The sequence below is a fragment of the Amycolatopsis sp. NPDC114504 genome, from assembly GCF_055633595.1.
In genome coordinates, this window is record NZ_JBVKDU010000001.1 from 789,177 (window position 1) to 807,009 (window position 17,833).

General features: G+C 69.6%; 15 protein-coding genes and 1 pseudogene. 2 read left to right on the forward strand and 14 right to left on the reverse strand.

Annotation, left to right across the window (positions count from 1 at the left end; genetic code table 11):
• Positions 1 to 97: 97 nt before the first annotated feature.
• Together ACZ7PG_RS03790 and ACZ7PG_RS03795 are read left to right on the forward strand one after the other, a co-directional pair.
• Positions 98 to 766: a GntR family transcriptional regulator gene (locus ACZ7PG_RS03790; RefSeq protein WP_470237556.1), complete on the forward strand. Its 669-nt coding sequence runs from the start codon at positions 98 to 100 to the stop codon at positions 764 to 766.
• A 302-nt stretch (positions 767 to 1,068) separates the two neighbouring features.
• Entirely contained in the window at positions 1,069 to 2,646 is a 1,578-nt protein-coding gene (locus tag ACZ7PG_RS03795) for a hypothetical protein (protein ID WP_470237557.1), read from the forward strand.
• 9 nt (positions 2,647 to 2,655) lie between these two features.
• On the opposite strand, the gene ACZ7PG_RS03800 is transcribed toward ACZ7PG_RS03795, so the two are convergent.
• The 14 genes and pseudogenes from ACZ7PG_RS03800 to ACZ7PG_RS03865 form a co-directional block, all read right to left on the reverse strand.
• Positions 2,656 to 2,943: a nitroreductase family protein gene (locus tag ACZ7PG_RS03800; protein ID WP_470237558.1), complete on the reverse strand. Its 288-nt coding sequence runs from the start codon at positions 2,941 to 2,943 to the stop codon at positions 2,656 to 2,658.
• A 212-nt stretch (positions 2,944 to 3,155) separates the two neighbouring features.
• A complete protein-coding gene (locus ACZ7PG_RS03805) occupies positions 3,156 to 5,603 on the reverse strand; it encodes a glycoside hydrolase family 3 N-terminal domain-containing protein (RefSeq protein WP_470237559.1) in 2,448 nt (815 codons plus the stop codon).
• Positions 5,604 to 5,957: 354 nt separating this feature from the next.
• Positions 5,958 to 6,353 (reverse strand): hypothetical protein, encoded by a 396-nt coding sequence (locus ACZ7PG_RS03810; protein WP_470237560.1) that lies wholly within the window; start codon positions 6,351 to 6,353, stop codon positions 5,958 to 5,960.
• Positions 6,354 to 6,396: 43 nt separating this feature from the next.
• A complete protein-coding gene (locus tag ACZ7PG_RS03815) occupies positions 6,397 to 6,996 on the reverse strand; it encodes a TetR/AcrR family transcriptional regulator (RefSeq protein ID WP_470237561.1) in 600 nt (199 codons plus the stop codon).
• 42 nt (positions 6,997 to 7,038) lie between these two features.
• The gene (locus ACZ7PG_RS03820) at positions 7,039 to 7,980 is read right to left on the reverse strand and encodes a quinone oxidoreductase family protein (RefSeq protein WP_470237562.1); all 942 of its coding nucleotides are present in this window, start codon (positions 7,978 to 7,980) and stop codon (positions 7,039 to 7,041) included.
• A 40-nt stretch (positions 7,981 to 8,020) separates the two neighbouring features.
• The gene (locus tag ACZ7PG_RS03825) at positions 8,021 to 8,884 is read right to left on the reverse strand and encodes an alpha/beta fold hydrolase (protein ID WP_470237563.1); all 864 of its coding nucleotides are present in this window, start codon (positions 8,882 to 8,884) and stop codon (positions 8,021 to 8,023) included.
• 232 nt (positions 8,885 to 9,116) lie between these two features.
• Positions 9,117 to 10,150 (reverse strand): annotated as a pseudogene (locus ACZ7PG_RS03830) (NAD(P)-dependent alcohol dehydrogenase).
• Between the two features lie 21 nt (positions 10,151 to 10,171).
• Entirely contained in the window at positions 10,172 to 11,263 is a 1,092-nt protein-coding gene (locus tag ACZ7PG_RS03835; protein ID WP_470237564.1) for a sugar ABC transporter substrate-binding protein, read from the reverse strand.
• Positions 11,264 to 11,304: 41 nt separating this feature from the next.
• Positions 11,305 to 12,279, reverse strand: a complete 975-nt coding sequence (locus ACZ7PG_RS03840) for an ABC transporter permease (RefSeq protein WP_470237565.1) — start codon at positions 12,277 to 12,279, stop codon at positions 11,305 to 11,307.
• A 48-nt stretch (positions 12,280 to 12,327) separates the two neighbouring features.
• Positions 12,328 to 13,770 (reverse strand): ATP-binding cassette domain-containing protein, encoded by a 1,443-nt coding sequence (locus ACZ7PG_RS03845; protein WP_470237566.1) that lies wholly within the window; start codon positions 13,768 to 13,770, stop codon positions 12,328 to 12,330.
• A 37-nt stretch (positions 13,771 to 13,807) separates the two neighbouring features.
• Complete coding sequence (locus ACZ7PG_RS03850; protein ID WP_470237567.1) at positions 13,808 to 14,551, reverse strand: hypothetical protein; 744 nt, start codon at positions 14,549 to 14,551, stop codon at positions 13,808 to 13,810.
• 3 nt (positions 14,552 to 14,554) lie between these two features.
• Positions 14,555 to 15,475 carry an acetamidase/formamidase family protein gene (locus ACZ7PG_RS03855; protein ID WP_470237568.1) on the reverse strand — a complete coding sequence of 307 codons (921 nt, stop codon included), beginning with the start codon at positions 15,473 to 15,475 and terminating at the stop codon, positions 14,555 to 14,557.
• 25 nt (positions 15,476 to 15,500) lie between these two features.
• Positions 15,501 to 16,289 (reverse strand): class II aldolase/adducin family protein, encoded by a 789-nt coding sequence (locus ACZ7PG_RS03860; RefSeq protein ID WP_470237569.1) that lies wholly within the window; start codon positions 16,287 to 16,289, stop codon positions 15,501 to 15,503.
• A gap of 203 nt (positions 16,290 to 16,492) precedes the next feature.
• Entirely contained in the window at positions 16,493 to 17,824 is a 1,332-nt protein-coding gene (locus ACZ7PG_RS03865; RefSeq protein ID WP_470237570.1) for an MFS transporter, read from the reverse strand.
• Positions 17,825 to 17,833 lie beyond the last annotated feature (9 nt).

Genomic DNA, 17,833 nt, shown 5'->3' on the forward strand with positions numbered 1-17,833 from the left:
GCGACAGGAAGGACCGCGGCCGCTCGGTCCGCGGGTCGGCGCCGGCATCGTCCTGTCGGTGCGGGCGCCGCGAGGCTATGGGCTATAGGATCGGCCGATGAGCGCGCTCCCCCGCCCGGCCCTCACCAAGAACGCCTACGTCTACCAGGAGCTGCACCGCCGCATCCTCGCCGGCGAGCTGACCCAGGGACAGACCATCTCCCAGGAACAGCTCGCGGCGGAGCTCGGCGTCAGCACGACGCCGCTGCGCGAGGCGCTCCGGCGGCTGGACGCCGAGGGCCTGGTCACCCTCGACGCGCACCGGGACGCGCGGGTCACACGGCTCAACGCCGAGGAAGCGCGCAGCCTGTTCGAGATCCGCGAAAAGCTCGACCCGCTCGCCGCCAAGCTCGCCGCGACCCGCCGGACGGACGCCGACGTCGCGGCCATCGGGTCGGCGCTGAAGGACCTCGAGCCGCTCAGCGCGTCGACCGGCTTCGAGTCCCTGCTCGTGCACCGCGCCTTCCACCGCAGCGTCTACACCGCGTCGCACAACCCGCTGCTGTCGTCGCTGCTGGAAGGCCTGTGGGACAAGGCCGACCGGTACCGCCAGGTCGGGCTGCAGTCCAAACCGGACTCCGCCGAGGACCGGGAACGCGTCCGCCGCGAGCACATCGCGATCGCCGAGGCCGTCATCTCCGGCGACGCCAGGGAAGCGGAACGGACGATGAAGAAGCACGTCCTCGGCAGCCTCGGCCGCCGGGCGATCGCCGCGCTGGAGGCCTGACCCCGCCGACTGCCCCGGCACGCGGGACGTCAATGTGTCTCCATGACACCCTCCCGGACAAAGACGACTTTCCCGGATACTTCACCGACATCCGCCCCATCGGCGGCACGGCCAAGTCAACCGGCCGCGCGACGAGTCAGCGGCACCGTTTCCCCGTCCGAAACTCCGTGCAACACCACTGGACACCCGGGCGCGGAAGCGCTACAGGCGAACGCACCCGGCGCCCGTTCAGCGGCTTGCCACCGGCAGCGAACCGAGGGACGGTGACTGGTCCAGCCCCCGTCGAGCACCGCGGAACCCCGATGACGTCGACCTCCCAGCCGATCAGGCGCCGGCCCGCCCCGTCGTCTCCGGTTTCCGCGCGGGCTCGGGTCGGGTGGCTTCTGCGCGTCAACCGGACTCTCGGCACCCACTCGCGTCACAAAAGCCTCAACGGTTTCGCGCACGACTTCGCGCCGGACCAGCGCATCGCCCCCAGCACCCTCTCGCGCTGGGAAACGGGAAAGGTCACCATCCCCCACTGGGTGCCCGCGCGCTACGAAGCGACGCTTTCCCTGCCGCCCATGCTGCTCTCGGCCGCGGCGGACACGTCCTACCGGTACCACACGCGGCCTTCCGCGCCGACCCCGAACCGGGCACAGCGACGGCCCACGTCCGGACCCGTCCTGGACCAGCTGATGGACCGCGCGGTCGGCGACGACACGATGACCGCCGGCAACTGGGACCGGCTCAGCGAGCTCATCGCCCGGCGCCCGCACCTCGTGCTCTCACCCGCGACGACCTGGTCCCGGCTGACCGAGCGCTTGCTGACCGAGCTGAGCATCGCCGACGGCGTGCAGTGGATGGTCCGAGCCGAGGCCTACCACCGGCTCATCGCCCACCCGAACGGCCAGCGACCCGCGATCTTCACCGCGACCGCCGCCGCCGACGACAGCTCGGCGCAGAGCATGATCGGGCACTTGTCGGTTTTCACGGCCAGCTCCCACCCGGCGGCCAGCAGCTCCGTCATCCGGCACGTCACCGATCCCGCCACGATCCGCACCTTCTACGGTGCCCTGCTGACCAGCGTCAAGAAGCTGCGCTACGGCCACTTCAGCCACGCGCAGGTCCGGTCGTTGCTCCCCGTCCTGCTCGAACTGCTCACCGGAAGCCAGGAGGAAGCCGGGCTCGCGGCGCGCATGGTCGCCGCCCTGCCGGGTGACCTGCGCGCACAGCTGCCCCGGCGAATCCGCACGGCAGCCGACCTCGCCGCGGCCGCCACCGCGGACGAATCGGTCGTCCGGCTCTGCGACAGCGTGGTCAGCGCCGCAGCCGGCGAAGACCCGCTGCCGCCGGATCCCGTGCTCCCGCTGCTGGTCCAGGAGATGCTGGCCGACCCGGTCTTCGACGTCCGGCTCTGCGCCATGTTCCTGCTCTACGCCAGTCCCTACCGACCACACCTCGCCCGGGCACTGGCCACCGAGCTGGTCACGCTGCTGCGTCGCCGCACCGACCGCCTTCGCACGCTTCGCATCCTCGAATCGCTACGCGTGCTCGGCGGACCACCCCAGCGTGCGTTCGTCGAACGGCTGTTGCTCGCCCGGGACATGCCCGCCGAGATCCACGACATGGCCGCCTACACGCTCGGCCACATCGGCGGCCGGAGCACCGTCACCTTCTACCGCACGGCATTCTCGCGATACTCGACCCACTGGGCCCGCGCGTCCGAGGCGCATGACGCCAGCGTGCTCGACCGGCTCGTCTACGCCTTCGGAATTCACCACAACGACGGTCTGCTCCGCCGGGCGGCCACGGACCAGACGCTGCCGGGCAACGTCCGCACCGCGGCCACGTGGTGGATCCGCCTGCCACCACACCTCCGGCACAGCGCGACGCTGTGACCGGACCGTTCAAGGCGTGGACGACGCGGCGATGCCGCTCAACGGTGGCGCGCTGAGCTTGGTGGCGTCCCATCGGTCCCAGTGGATGATCTCGTCGGCGTCCGGCCGCTTGGCGGGGCTGAACTTCTCCCCTCGCGTGAACGCCAGCGGGGTCAGGCAGACCTGCTGCACGCTCTCGTACGGAATGCCCAGCAGCTCGGCGACGTCCTTCTCGCGGGAGAGGTGCATCGTCGTCCAGCAGGTGCCCAGGCCGCGGGCGCGCGCCGCGAGCATGAAGCTCCACGTCGCCGGCAGCACGCCCGCCGAGCATTCCCCGTCGTCTCGACCCGGCCGATGTAACCGGCTGAGGCCCGGTAGGAGTTCTGGTAGACGTCGGAGTAGATCGTCGCCACCGCCGCCCGCAGCCGCGGATCAGGTCCTCGGGAACGTCCCGGTCAGGGTCGAGCCGTTTCCGGACCGCCCGGCATCGCGGGGCGACGCGCCGCCGTCGCCCCGCAACTGGGCCCCCGCTACCGGATCACGAACGGCGCCGACACGTCCACCGCGTACGGTGTCGTGCCGTTCTTGTCGAGCTGCAGCACATAACTGCCCGGCACCACGGCAGGCGGACCGGACGCGTTGATGTCCCCCGCGCTTTCGGCCAGCGCTGTCGCCGGGAAGGACACGCGCACGACCTGGGACCGGCCCGGGTCGAGCGTGACCCGCGCGAAGCCGACCAGCCGCTGCGGCGGGACGACCACCGGGCTCACCGGCTGGGCCACGTACACCGGCACGATGTCGGTGCCGGCGCGGGTTCCGGTGTTGGTGACCGTGAACGTCGCCGTGGCGGTGCCGTCGCGCGCGACCTTCGGCGTCACCGCCAGGTTCGTGTGGCTGAACGTCGTGTACGACAGGCCGTAACCGAACGGGAACTGCGGGTTGTACGCGTTGCCCTGACCGGACGCGGTGCTGGGCAACTGGTCGAAGAACTTCGGCTGGTCACCCAGTGGCGACGGCGCCGTGCCGGCGAAGTCACCGCCGACGGCCGGCGCGTCGGACGGCCAGCTGATCGGCAGCTTGCCCGCGGGGTTCGTCTTGCCGAACAGCACATCCGCCACCGCCGTGCCGGCTTCCGTGCTGCCCTGGTAGGCCATCAGCACCGCGTTCGCCTTCTCCGCCGGGCCCAGCCCGACCGGCCGGCCCGCGACGACCACGACGATCACCGGCTTGCCGGTCGCCTGCAGGGCCGAGATGAGGGCCTGCTGGTCGGGCGCCAGTGCGGGAGCCGGGTTGTCGCCCAGCCCTTCCGCGTAGGCCTTCTCCCCCACCACCGCCACATAAGCGCTGGTGTCCGCCGCGGCCGCGACGGCACTGGCCTGGTCCGGCGCGTAGACCGCGGCCGGGTTCGCGGCCCGGATGCCGCCCAGCACGGTCGTGCCCGGCGGGATCTGGTTGTCGGGGCCCATGCAGCACACGTGCCCGGCACCGGCCACGCCCTGCCAGCTCACGCTCCAGCCGCCGAGCTGGTTGGTCATCGAGTCGGCACTCGGGCCGGTCACCACGACCTTCGCACCGGCCGGCAGCGGCAGCGCGTTGTTCTCGTTGCGCAGCAGGGTGATCGACTCCCGCGCGGCCTTCAGCGTCTGATCGCGGCCCGCCGTGACGGCGGCATTGGCGGCGTTCGCGTCGACGCACGGTTTCGCCGGGTCGGCCACGCACGGCTGGTCGAACAGGCCGAGCTGGAACTTCAGCGTGAGGATGCGGCGCACGGCCTGGTCGATCCGCGCGTGCGAGATCCTGCCCGTGTTCACGGCCTGCAGGATCGCGGCCTGCCACCCGGCCGCGTCGGAGACCTGCATGCTCATGTCGACGCCCGCGTTCACGGCGGCGGCGATGGCACCGGGGAGGTCCGCCGCGATGTGGTAGGCGGTCTGCAACGCGGTGACGTCCTGGTAGTCGCTGATGACGACGCCCTGGAAGTGCATCTGGTCGCGCAGGACGTCGGTCAGCAGGTAGTGCGAGGAGGTGGCGGGAACGCCGTTGATCGAACCGGAGTCGACCATCACCGTCCCGGAGCCGGCGTCGATCCCGGCCGCGTACGGCGGCAGGATCGTCGTCTGGAGGTAGTTCATGGGGAGCAGCGCCTCGGCCCGGTCGTGGCCGTTGACCGACTGCGAGTAGCCGGCGAAGTGCTTGACCGTCGCGCTGACGTTCAGCTCACCGCGCTTGCCGGGCGTCTGCATACCCTTGATGTTCGCGGCGCCCATCGCGGCCGACAGGACCGGTTGCTCGGCCCACGTCTCGTAGGTGCGGCCCCACCGGTTGTCGCGCGCGATGTCCTGGACCGGGGCGAAGTTCCAGTTCCAGCCGGTGGCGCGCAGGGCGTCCGCGGTCGCCTTGCCACCGGCCTGGGCGAGCGCGGGGTCCCAGGTGGCGCCCATGCCGAGGGACTGCGGGAACAGCGGCGCCTGCCACGGGTGGCCGAAGCCGTGCACCGCGTCGACGCCGAACACGACCGGGAGGTGCAGGCGGGAGTTCTTGATCGCGAACTGCTGGATGATGTTGTATTCGGTGGCCCAGTCGTAGCCGGTGTTGCCCACGCCGCCCTTGCCCGTGGTGTCGACCGGATTCTCGGTACCACCCGCGAGAATCGAACCGACGTTGGCGTCGACCAGGATTTTTCGCATGCATTCGGGGTTCGGCAGGTTGAATCCGTTGTTCCCGCACGTCGCGCTGTTCGAATCGGTCAGCGTGGTGACCAGTTGTTGGTCCATCTGGCCGACCTTCTCGGGCAGCGTCATCGCGCGAAGCAGCGCCTCCACCCGCGCCGGCACCGGGCGATGGGTGTCCAGCCAGGGCGTGGCGCCCGGATCGATGGCGGCACTGCTACTGGCGGTGAACGCGGAAACCGCGAGTGAGACCGCCGCCGCGAGCACCGTGACGGTGGCGCGGGTACTGCGTCTGTGTTTGCGGAACACCTGACCTCCTTCAGCCGTGGTCGGCACGGACCGGCCGCGTGGATGCGAGCGCACCGTAGGCGTGTTCCGTCCGGGCTGTAAAGCGCCGAACGGCGGCCCGGCACCCGTTCGTCCACACCGTGAAGTAAGGGAGGTCGCTACGAACGTCGATCGACGACATGCCTGACAAGCAGCCAGATTGCGAAAGACAGCAACCCGGCGATCAGAATCCATAGCGTACGAAGCGGTTCCGAGTCGATTAGACTCCGCCCGGCAAATGCAATTACAAGAAACGTGACGAACGACCCCGCGGCGTATGTCCCATTGCGTTTACTTGACATATCTGCCGCCACTTTTCTCGCCGGGGACGTCAACTCACGACCAGGTTAGCCCGGCATGGATCCACCGCGCCACATCCGCGTCCTCGAGGTAGCCGCTGATTCCGTGCCGGTTCTCGGTCGGGTTGTCGACGTCCGTCTTGTTCTCCACCAACGGCTCCACCGGGAAATGGGCCGCATCCAGCGGGTGGAGCGCGACGACATCGCGAGGGTCGAACGCGTTGAACCACCGACCGACGCAGTCCGGGTGCCGCACCGGGCTCAACTGGCGCTTGACCGCCGTCACGGCCAGCGGAGAGCCGACGGTGACGAACAGGGGAACCGTCCACCCTTCCCGTTCGCCGTCGCGGCGCAGCAGGTTGTAGCCGACGTGCGGGGCCAAGCCGGCCAGCCGAGCTGCAACTGCAGCGCCACCGACCAGTTCGTCGGGCACCAGCCGTACGTCGCACTCGCGCCCGTCGAAGCGCTGATGTCCATCAAGGACCGATGTGCGCACAGAGGCGGCCGCCGTCGGCCGTGCCCACTCCGGACAGGACGCCGCCTATGACGTCGCGCACGAACTCCTGGTCGAGTTTCCGGTGCCCGAAGAGCACGCGGAACACGATCGGAGCGGCGAAGAGGTCGATGAGGAGGTCGATGTCGAGTCCGGGGCGGATGTCCCCACGCGCCTCGCCCTTCTTCAGGGACTCGACGCACGCCTCGCGGCGAGGCTCCCAGACGACGGCGAGAAAGGTCTCCCGCAGTTCCGGGTCGTCGGCCAGGTCGGCCATCAAGGCCGGCAGCACGTGGCCGAAAGCCGGGTCGGACATCCCGAGCCGGAGCGCCTCGAGGTGTCCGAAAAGGTCACAGCAGGTGCACCCCGTGTCGACCTCCACCACCCCGGTGCGCTCCTCGGCCAGCGCGGCGACGACGACGTGTTTCTGACTCTTCCACCGGCGGCGGATGGCGGGCTTGGTGGTGCCCGCGCGCTGGGCGATGGCCTCCATGGTCAGGCCCGGGTAGCCGACCTCGCGCAAGAGCGTGATGACGGTGGCCAGCACGGCCTGGTCGATCCGCTCGTCCCGCTGGCGTGCCATCGAACTCTCCCACCCGTGATCGCGCCCACCGCTCGCGCGATCCTACCCTTGGCGCAGGACGACCTTGCCGAACGACTTCCCCTGCTCCACCCGCTCGAGTGCCGTGGCGGCGTCGGCGAGCGGGTAGCTCCGGTCGAGTACGGCGGAAAGCGAGCCACCGGCCAGCAGGCCGACGACGCGATCCCAAGACCGACGGCGATCTTCCGCCGCCAACGAGTTCAGGCTGAACGCCAGCAGCGTCGGCGAATTGTGGAAGCCGCGGAGCAGCGAGTCGAGCACCTGGGCCCCCGGGGCCCCGGCGGCGCCGCCGCAGAGCACGTAACGCCCGTTGGGGCGCAGCAGTTCCAGGTACTCGTGCACCTGCGGGCCCGCCACGGTGTCCACGATGACGTCATAGGTCTCACCGGGCAGGGCGGACCGGGTGCGGTCGACGACGTTCGCGGCCCCGAGCTGCCGCAAGCGCTCCCCGCTCTCCGCGGACGAGGTCACCACGGTGACCTCCGCGCCGCGGGCGTGCGCGATCTGGGTGGCGAGCACGCCGATCCCGCCGCTCGCACCACGGATGAGCACCCGTTCACCGGCGGTGACCCCGGTCCGGTTCAGCGCACCCTCGGCGACCAGTGCGTTCAGGCCCAGCCCGACCACGTCGGCCGGGTCGGCGCCGTCCGGGGCGAGGAGCAGCTGATCCGCACTGACGGCGACCCGCTCCGCGTAACCCCCGAACTCGGGGAGCGCCAGCACCCGCTTCCCGACCAGGTCCCGCGGCACGCCGGGGCCGGCTGTCCGCACCCGGCCCACGACCTCCAGGCCCAGGACGGACCCGGCACCGGCAAAAGGCGCGTACTGGCCCCGGAGGGCCATGACATCGACATACCCCACTCCGATCGCCTCGGCATCGACCACGGCCCGCCCGGCACCGGCAACCGGTTCCGGCACGTCGGCCAAAGCGAGTTCCTGCGAGGCCTCGACGACCACCGCTTTCATGGGTGCACCTTCCTAATTCGTTCCGTTCCGTATCAGAACGTTATTCAGTGGAACGATCCCTGTCAAGGCGGGCCAGGACCGCCGACACCAGCGCCCCCGGGGCGACTTCGGGGATCCAGTGCCCGACCTCGCTCAGTTCGACGAACCGGTAGTCACCGGTCACGTACTCGCCGCACAGCTCGGCTCCCGCGCGCCGCAACGCGAGATCACCGCTGCCCCAGAGGTAGGTGGTCGGCACCGGGACCGGACCCAGCTTCGCGAAGTCGCGACTCATCGCGCGGTAGTAGCCGAGCTGGGCGGTGAACGCTCCCGGTCGCCGCGCCGCGTCCAGGTAGTGCTCGACGAGGTGCCGCGGCACCGCCGGGGGAAACCACGCCCGCAGCCGGCGTGCGTCGTCCTCCAGCATGACGCGCTCGGCCTTGTCGGACCTGAACAGGCTGAAATAGGCCGATCGCTCCTGCTGGTCCACGTCCGTGGCGAGCGCCCGGCCGAAGGCCGCCGGGTGCGGGACCGAGGCGGCGGTCAGGCTGCGCACCCGGTCCGGGTGCCGCGCGGCGACGAACCACGACACCGTGGCGCCCCAGTCGTGGCCGACGAAGTGGGCGCTGGGGAGGCGCAGGACGTCCAGCAGGCCGAGCACGTCCTCGACCAGCGCGTCGATGCGGTAGCCGTCCCGCCCCACGGGGCGGGCGCCCGGTGAGTAGCCGCGCTGGTCGGGGGCGATCACCCGGTACCCGGCCGCGGCCAGCGGTGGGGCGACACCGGTCCAGGACGCCCGGCTCTGCGGAAAACCGTGCAACAGCAGGATCGGCTCACCCTCACCGGCCACCGACAGGTCGAAAACCTGCCTGCCCACCGTGAGCTTGGTCTGGATCCCCCAGTGCGGATCCCGTACGGACAGCATGGCCACCTCCTGGTTCGGTTTCCCGCGAAGCTCCTCAGCCGACGGCTTCGGCTGTCGGGCACAAGATCGCCCGGCCGAGAACGTGGCCGAGGAAGGTGAACCCGAGAAACGCGGGGGTGCTGTTCTCGTCGCGCCGGGTGGCAGGAGCTGCCCGGAGCCGGTCGGCGCGTGCCCTCGAGGGGCAGCGGCTTCCCGTCCTCGACGTCCTCGCTGGACACCGTGAAAGAAATGACTAGGGCACCAGGATCGCGCGGCCCCGGACCCGGCCGGCCGCGAGGTCCCCGAGCCGAGCGCTTCGACAGCGTCCTCGAGCGCGTACCGGCGCGTGTGCAAGGTGACCTTGCCGGCCTGGGCGAGCGCCATCAGCTCGACGAGATCGGTGTGGGAACCCACCATGGTGCCGACCACGTTCTTCCGCCCGGCGACCAGATCCGCCGTGGGAATCCGCAGTTGTCCACCGTAACCGACGACGAACAGCGAACCGTCCGGAGCGGTCATCGCCCACGCGTCGTTCTCCGCGCCTTGCTCGGCGACGAAGTCGAACACCACGTTCGCACCCCGACCCCCGGTGAGATCCGCCACCGCCGCCACGTGATCACCATCGGCGACCACGGTCTCGTCCGCGCCGATCCGCGCGGCCAGGTCGAGCGCTTCCCTGCTGCGGTCGACCACGATGATCCGCGCCGCGGTCAACGCCGCCAGCACCTGGATCCCGATGTGCCCGAGGCCACCGGCTCCCTGCACCACCGCGACCGATCCGGGCGGCAGCAACGCCACCGCCCGCCGCACCGCGTGGTACGCCGAGATGCCCGCGTCCGCCAAGGCGGCCACCTCCGCCGGATCGGTCTCGGGATCCAACCGCACACAGGCCCGCTCGGTCGTGAGCAGATACTCCGCCATGCCACCGTCGTAATCGGACACGCCGGGAAAGACGGCGTTGGCGCATCCCATATCCCGCCCGCTCCGGCACGCCGGGCACGCTCCGCACGACGGCTGGGGATGCAGGATGACCGTGTCCCCGATCTTCACCTGGGTCACCCCTTCCCCCACGGCTTCGACCCAGCCCGCGTTCTCGTGGCCGATCGTGTAGGGCAACCGCGGCCCCATCGTTTCCGCCCACTGCCCCTCGATGATGTGCAGATCGGTGCGGCAGACGCCCGCGCCACCGATCTTCACGATCACGTCCGCCGGGCCTGTCAGCTTCGGTTCCGGCACGTCCTCGACGACCGGCTGCCGGTGGTAATCGTGCAACCGCACGGCTTTCATCTGGTTTCCCTTCTCAGTGCCCTACCGACCGAGATCGTCGTACTTCAGCAGGTAGGAGTCGGCGGGCGGGACCGGAAGGGGGGCCTTCGAGGTGTCGCCGTCGAACAGCGTGTCCACAGTGGACTTGGTCGCGACCCGGAACGGGGTGAGCGTGCGGTCCGGGATCTTCTCGCCGGCCGCGATCGCCCGGCTCATCGCGAGGAGGTAGCGCGGCCACTCGGACAGACCCGGGTCTCCCTCGGCCACCCAAACCGGGTTTGTGCGCAGACCGGCCAGGGCACCGGGGACCGCACCCGTCGACGCGAGGAGGACGTCCTGCGCCCGGCCGGCCTGCTCGAGCGCCCGGAGGACACCCGGGACCATGGCGTCGTTCAGCACGTCGACGACGAGCTTCTTGCCGGGCGGAATGGTTTGCAGGACGCGCTGCGTCGCCGCGTAGGCGCCGTCGACGGTGCCGACGCCGTCGACGAACTGACCGCTGGCCCCGATACTGGTCGTGGTCAGGGAAAAGTCGGATACAGCGCGCTGGTCGAGACTCGGGAAACGCTTGGCGAACTCGGAGTAGAACCCACCGACACTGGTGATCGGAGCCATTCCGGCGGTCGTCACGCCCTCCAGCAAGACGAACATGTCGTCGGCGGCCCAGCCCCGCGCCGCCGCGATCCCGGCGACCTCGGCGCCCAGCCGGCTGCCGGCGCCGGCCTGGTCCAGGTCGTAGAGCGAGCACCCCGCGATGGGAAGGTTGACCGCGACACAGGGAATCTTCGCCCTCGCGAAGACCTGACCGACGGAACTGGTGTTTCCGGCGCCGTCCCAGTCGATCGCGACGTCGGGCTTCTGCTGCGCGATGAGGTTCGCGTTGGAAAGCGCCTGCGCGGCGTCGGCGTTGTTGTCGTAGCGCTGTAGCTTCACACCTTTGGCGGCGGCGAGCTGGGCAAGGCCGTCGCCGAGCGCCTTGTACAGCGGGTCGGCGTCGGTCACCCCGGCGTAGGCCACGCTGAGCGACTCCGCGCCGCCCGCGACCGCATCATGGCTTCCGGTCGAACACGCGGTGAGCGCGAGCGCGACCGTGAGCGACAGCATGGAGAGTGGGATCCGATGATCACGAGTCATGACATCTCCTTTCCCGCACGACGCCGGGCGGGGTCTGGCCATCAGGGAATTCTTCGGAGCAGTACCTCGCGCACGCGCCCGAACGCGACGGCGACCAGCAGGATGACGCCGGTCCAGATCGTTTGGCTGTAACTGTTCACCTGCAGAATGGTGAGGCCGTTGCTGATCGCCCCGAGCAGCAGGATGCCCAGCACGGTACCGACCACACCACCCGATCCACCGGTCAGCGCGGCTCCGCCGACGATGACCGCCGAAATGGATCCCAAAGCGGCGTTCGCGCCGACGTTGGGCGCCGCCGCCAGCAACTGGCTGGCCGTGACCGCGCCCGCGAAACCCGCGAAGATGCCGCTGGACACGTAGACGCCTTGAGTGATCGCGGAACACCGGATCCCGGCGAGTTCGGCGGCCTCCCGGTTTCCCCCGATCGCGTAGATCGCCCGACCCAGCCGGGAATAGCGCAACAGAACCAGGACGACCAGTGCGACCACCGCGAACGCCAGCACGCAGTACTGAAGGTCGCCGACGACGCGATCTCCCCAGAACCCGGCGTCGCCGGGCAGCTCCTTCGGCCGCCCGCCGGTCAGGACGAAGGCCGCCCCGCCCGTGACCGACAGGGTCGCCAGCGTGCAGATGAACGGGTTGATGCGCAGCTTCTCGATGATCACCCCGTTGAGGAGACCGACCCCACCGCCGACGGAGGCCGCGACCAGCGTGGCCCACCCGAAGGGCATCGAGTCGGCCGCGATGCCGAACGCGACCGCGCCCAGCGGTAGCGAACCTCCGACGGAGAGGTCGAACCCGCCGGAGACGACGGCGATCGTCTGTCCTATCGCGACTATTCCGAGCGGCGCGGCGACGGCCGCTATCCCCGCGATGTTCGACAGGGTGAGAAACGTGTCCGACCGTGCAGAGAAGTACACGCACACCACCACGAAGAACAGGCCGATGCCGACCGACTGGATGGCCGCGCGAGCTCCCCGTTCCCGGATACCCGCGCCCGTGCGACCGGACTTCACAGCGGACCTCCTGATGCCAAGGACAGGGCTCTGGCGGGTGTCTTCTCATCACCGGTCAGCTCGCCGATGACCTTTCCGTCCCTCAGGATGTAGAGCCGATCCGCCAGCTCGACGGCTTCCTCGACGTCCGTGCTGGCGAACAGCACCGCCGAACCGGAGGAGGCGAGGACGGACAGCCGCCGGTGGATTTCCCGCCGGGCACCGACATCGACACCGCGGGTGGGTTCGTGCAGGACGATGAGCCGGTGCCCGACCGCGATGCGGGAACCCACCAGCACCTTCTGCTGGTTCCCCCCGCTGAGGTGCCCCGACCGGCTGGTCCGGCGCCCGGAACTTGAGCGCGAACCCCGTCGCGATCCCGTCGAGCACCGCACGCTCGAGACGGGGTCTCATGATGCCGGCACGGGCGAGTTTTCCGAGTTGGGGCAGCGCGGCGTTGTGCACCACGCTGCCGGTCAGGACGAGGCCGCCGCGTTGACGATCCGGCGGCACCCCGACGATTCCCCGTTTCCTGGCTTCACGAACGTTCCGGATCGTCCCGGTGTCCCGGCCGTCGACCAGCACCCGGCCCCGCTGGTGCGGGCGCAGTCCGGTCACCGTCTCCAGCGCCGCCTCCTGTCCGCCGCCGCGCGCGCTGAAAAGGCCGACGACTTCCCCACCGCGTACGTGGAAGGAGGCGTCTCGCAGACCGTTCGCGCCGGTGTGGCTCACACCCTGGAGTTCGATGACGGCTCGGTCCGTCCGAACCGATCGTGCTCGCCGGCCGGGCGCGGTCTTCCAGCGGCCGAGCATGCTGCCCACGAGATCCCGCTCGGTGACCTCCGACGTGGGCGAGTCCAACGCGACCCGGCCGTCCCGGAGCACGACGCACGAGTCCGTGTGCGCCAGGACCTCGTCGAGGCGGTGGGAGATGCACAGCACCGTGACGTTTTCGCCGGCCAAGGCGGCCACCGTCGCGAAAAGACGTTCGGAATCCTGCTGCGACAACGCCGCCGTCGGTTCGTCGAGAAGCAGGACACGAGCGTTTCGGGCGATCCCCTTGGCGATCTCGACCAGTTGCGCGTCCGCGAGGGAGAGCTGCGACATCGGTCTGTCGAGGGAAACCCGCAACCCCACCCGATCGGCGAAGTGCCGGGCCTGAAGCAGCATTCCGCGCCGGGAAACGACGCCGTTGTGCCTGGGCAACCGCCCGAGCAGGATGTTTTCCGCCACGCTCAGGTTCGGCAGGTAGGCGAGTTCCTGCGGTACCAGCGCGACACCCGCACGCAGGGCTTCGCGCGGACTACCCGCCCGCAAGGGAACGTCACCGACCGCTATTCGCCCGGCGTCGCGGCGGATGGCGCCGGCGAGTATCTTGACCAACGTCGACTTGCCCGCGCCGTTCTCACCGAGCACACCCACGACGCGAGCGGTGGGTGCGGTGAAGCTGACACCTTTCAGCACCACCGTCGCCCCGTAGCTCTTCGTGACACCCTCGACCCGCACGCTCATCCGTGCTCACCTTCTCGTGGTTGTTCGGGGGTAGGGCTCAGCCGTCTTCGAGCATGATGGTGTAGTCCGCGGCGACCCTGCCGTCGTCCGCGAGAAAGAGGATTTCCGCTCCCACTGCCACGGAGGAATCCGGGCTGTCCAGCGGAATGATGTCCCAGAGGAAGAAAACCGCGTCACCCTTGCGCATCGCGTGCCGGCGCGACCCGAACCGGATCCGGCCTTCCACGTTGTTCTGCTGGAAGGACTGCGCGATTCCGCCGGTGATCGCCTGGTGTCCTTCGGCGACGAAGTGTCCGTGGTGCAGGCCCTCCGGCGTCCAGAGCTTGCCGACCAGGCCGGCCCGGGCTCCCGGATCGGGTTCGTTGAAGACGGCGGCGAACCCGTCTGCCAGCTCCTGGGCGGCACGCTGATCAGGATCGTCATCGACGAACGTGAAGCTGTAGTCGGTCTGGATTCGGCCGTCCGGCGTCGTCTTGATGACCGTCGCACCGGTCGCGAGGGGAGGGCCAGACTCGGTGACGGCGTCCCAGAGAAACATGATGAGGTTCTCTTGACTGTACACTTTGGACCCGAGCCGGAAGGCGAGACCGGCGGGCTCGACCTTTTCGACGCGCATCCGATCGATTCCGCGCACCAGATCGTCGTGCCCCTGGGCGGAAAACCCACCGAAATGGGCACCATCAGGGGCCCACAACGAGGCGACCGCCCCGGCCAGCGCGGCTCGATCGGCTTCGTTGTAGGCATCGACACAGCGATCGGCGATGTTCTGTGCGTTCACCATTTGTCAGGATCCTTCCGGGAAAACCGTCAGCGGGAGGTAGGCGCTGACCATCCAGTTCGGCGCGTTGACGATCTCACTGATCTTCAGATCAGCCGCGACACTGCACAGGACGTACGCCTCTTGCCGGGTCAGCCCTCGCTCGGCGACCAGAAGATCGATCATCGACCGGACGGCCTGACGGGCACCTTCGTGGAGGTCGTCACCGATGCCGGTGGTGACGAGATGACCACGGTCCGGCGTCCGTTCGAGGGGTTCGCTGACCAGTGCGCGGGGCGAAGACGGTGCCGCGCCGGGAAGCACGTGGAACCGCAGGGTCGCCGCGACGCTGGTCTCGACGGCGGTGCCGCACACTTCTCCGTCGCCCTGCGCGGCGTGCCCGTCCCCGCAGGAGAACAGGGCGCCGGAGACCTCGACCGGCAGGATCAGCCGGGTTCCCGGACGGAAATGGCGGTTGTCGAGGTTACCGCCGATGGGCCGGGGCGGAATGGTGGAATGTTCCCCGAACGCAGCCGGCGCCACGCCCATGATGCCGAGAAACGGTTCCAGGGGAACCCGCACCCCCTCTTTGATTTCGGCCATTTTGTCGACGTACCGGACGACGTGGACGTGGCACTCGTCGAAGTCGTCGGCGAGCAGCCCGAAACCGGGCATGAACGCGGTGATCCCCTGTGGTGTCGTGACCCGCACGTCGAGGATGTCGATCGCGAGCGCGTCACCCGGTTCCGCGCCGCGGACGGCCACCGGGCCGGTGAGGATGTGCGGGTGGACGAAGTCCATGCCCAGCAGGTCGTCGACGGACGCGTCCGGCCCCCAGTCGAAGATCGAAGGACAGTCGAAATCGACGGTGTCACCGTCGTCGATGGTCAGGGCGATCGGCGTTTCCCGGTCGAAGACGCGGTGGGTCGTCGAGGTCTTGTGGTTCATGCTGGGCTCCCGTTCGAGCGTCGGATCAGTCGATGTCGCCGGCGAGTCCACGCCGGTGCAGGGTCCGGAGGTGGTAGTCCCAGGTCCCCTTGATCATCACCTCGCCGCCGAGGACCCGGGAGTCCTCGATCTCCGTCGAGGTCATCAGCTCGGGCTCCCCGCACGCCATGACCTTGAGCTGCACTCCGCAGGACCGTTCCAGCTCGATGGTGGACACCACGGCATCGGCGACCGACGTCCCGGTCACGATCACGCCGTGGTGTTTCATCAGCAGGGCCTTGTTCTTCGCGAGCAGGCGGGCGACCACCGGTCCCTGCTCCGCGAGCGGCAGGCTTTCGATGTCGGCCGTGAGATCGATCTCGCCCGCCCATCGCGCCGCGTTGCGATCGAACGGAACAAGATTCCGATTCAGCGCGCCGAGGGCGACCGCGTTGTCACCGTGGTGGTGCGCGATGCACAGGACGTCCGGGCGGGCGGCGTAGATTTCGCCGTGCAGACGCAGTGAAGGGTTGATCGCTCCTTCCCCGCGCACGACGTTCAGCTCGAAGTCCACCTCCCGAAGATCCTCGATCCGGACTTCCTCCACGCTTTGCCCGAACTGGTAGGTCCAGAAGGTCTCGGATCCGGGCAGCCGCGCGGTGAGGTGGGCGAGCAGGCCGAGACCGAGACCGCGCAGGCCCAGAATCCGGTAACCGAGCACGAGGTCGTCACGGAGATCTCGACCGGGGTCAGCCACAGGAACCTCCCTGAGATACGTTACGATCCGGAACGGAACGTAAGTCGGGAGCTTATGGTCGGTCCTGGCAGGTGTCAAGGTCCGAACTGGACGACCGGCGCTCGGTCGCGCGGAGTGCCGCGAGCCTGGGTTCGGTGCTGCCGGTCTCCCGTGGCGACAAACGCCCCGGGCAACGCAGCTTTCGAAACCGGGTCCGCGACGACACTCGCGTCGAGACCGTCGGCGTCCCAGGACCGCGTGGTCGCGCGGAAGGCCTTCGCCGTACCGCGGCCCGGCCGCCGTCAGGCGGAAGTGACGTCGTCGGCGACAGCGCGGGCGCCGCGCTCGCGGTCGAGCGCTCCCCGGGTTTCCGGGCCGGCCAGGAGCGCGATGACGAACACCAAGGTCACCCCCACCAAGAAGATCGCGAGCCGCGAGGGGACGTCCGACAGCTCCGGGCTGAGCAAGCTGACCAGGGTCGGCATCAGCCCGCCGAGCATGAAGCCGAGGTTCCAGCTCACCGCGGTGCCCCGGGCGCGCAGCTCGGTCGGGTACTGCTCGTTGAGGAAGATCATCAGCGGCGCGTACGCGGCGTTGGACAGCATCACCATGACCACGCACAGCAGGGCCACGACCGTGCCGCGACCACTCCCGGCGGAGGCGATGCCCCAGGTCAGCAACGGCAACGCGAAGAGGTTGACCAGGCCGAACCCGAGCATGGTCCGGCGGCGGCCGAGCCGTTCGCTCAAGTGGCCCGCGGCGATCGCGGCCCCGATCACCAGGACGCTGCTGACCAGCAGGATGGTGCCGCGCTGCCCGGCCGGGACCCCGACCACCTCGCTGAGCAGCGTGGGCAGATACCCCGACGTCAGGTAGTACTGCGCACCGCCACCGGCGGCCACCGCGACGTTGAGCGCGAGGATCTTCTTGCCGCGGCCGCGGACCAGCTCCCGGAACGCCACCGGCGCGCGCCGTTTCGCCCGGAACTCCGGGGATTCCTCGACCTTGCGCAGCACGAACAGGCTCAGCAGCGCGCTGAGCAGGCCGCAGAAGAACAGCACCCGCCAGCCCCACTGGTCGAACGCCGGGCCGGGGAAGAGCGCCGTCACCACGATGTAGGCCACGCTGGCCAGCGCCGCACCGAGACCCGCTCCCCCGGCCCCGATCAGCCCGCTCATCAGGCCGCGCCAGCGCGCGCCGATGCTCTCCGTGCCGAGGGTGTGGGTGGTCGCGGTGACGCCGCCGACGAACAGACCCTGCGCGACGCGCAGCGCCAGGAACAGGATCGGCGCGAGCACGCCCACCGCGGCGTGCGACGGGACCAGCCCCATCGCGGCCGTGGTGACGCCGACGCCGCCCATCACGAGCACCATGGTTCCCTTGCGCCCCTTGCGGTCCGCCAGCTCACCGAAGATCGCGGCGCCCGCCGGGCGCATCACGACGGTGACCGCGAACGACCCGAACACCGCGGCGATGGCCAGGGTCGGGCTGGAGCTCGGGAAGATGTTCTTGCTGATCGGCCCGGCCACGTACAGCAGCAGGAACAGGTCGAACAGGTCGAAGGACCAGCCGGCGACGGAAGCGAATACCGCGGCACGAGGCGACTTTGACCGTGGTGCGATATCGGGTGCCAAGGTTTTCCC

Coding starts and splice junctions, on each gene's coding strand:
- ACZ7PG_RS03835 (WP_470237564.1), bottom strand. CDS start 11,263: ATGACTCGTGATCATCGGATCCCACTCTCCATGCTGTCGCTCACGGTC.
- ACZ7PG_RS03795 (WP_470237557.1), top strand. CDS start 1,069: ATGACGTCGACCTCCCAGCCGATCAGGCGCCGGCCCGCCCCGTCGTCT.
- ACZ7PG_RS03855 (WP_470237568.1), bottom strand. CDS start 15,475: ATGAACCACAAGACCTCGACGACCCACCGCGTCTTCGACCGGGAAACG.
- ACZ7PG_RS03845 (WP_470237566.1), bottom strand. CDS start 13,770: ATGAGCGTGCGGGTCGAGGGTGTCACGAAGAGCTACGGGGCGACGGTG.
- ACZ7PG_RS03790 (WP_470237556.1), top strand. CDS start 98: ATGAGCGCGCTCCCCCGCCCGGCCCTCACCAAGAACGCCTACGTCTAC.
- ACZ7PG_RS03825 (WP_470237563.1), bottom strand. CDS start 8,884: ATGCTGTCCGTACGGGATCCGCACTGGGGGATCCAGACCAAGCTCACG.
- ACZ7PG_RS03820 (WP_470237562.1), bottom strand. CDS start 7,980: ATGAAAGCGGTGGTCGTCGAGGCCTCGCAGGAACTCGCTTTGGCCGAC.
- ACZ7PG_RS03850 (WP_470237567.1), bottom strand. CDS start 14,551: ATGGTGAACGCACAGAACATCGCCGATCGCTGTGTCGATGCCTACAAC.
- ACZ7PG_RS03815 (WP_470237561.1), bottom strand. CDS start 6,996: ATGGCACGCCAGCGGGACGAGCGGATCGACCAGGCCGTGCTGGCCACC.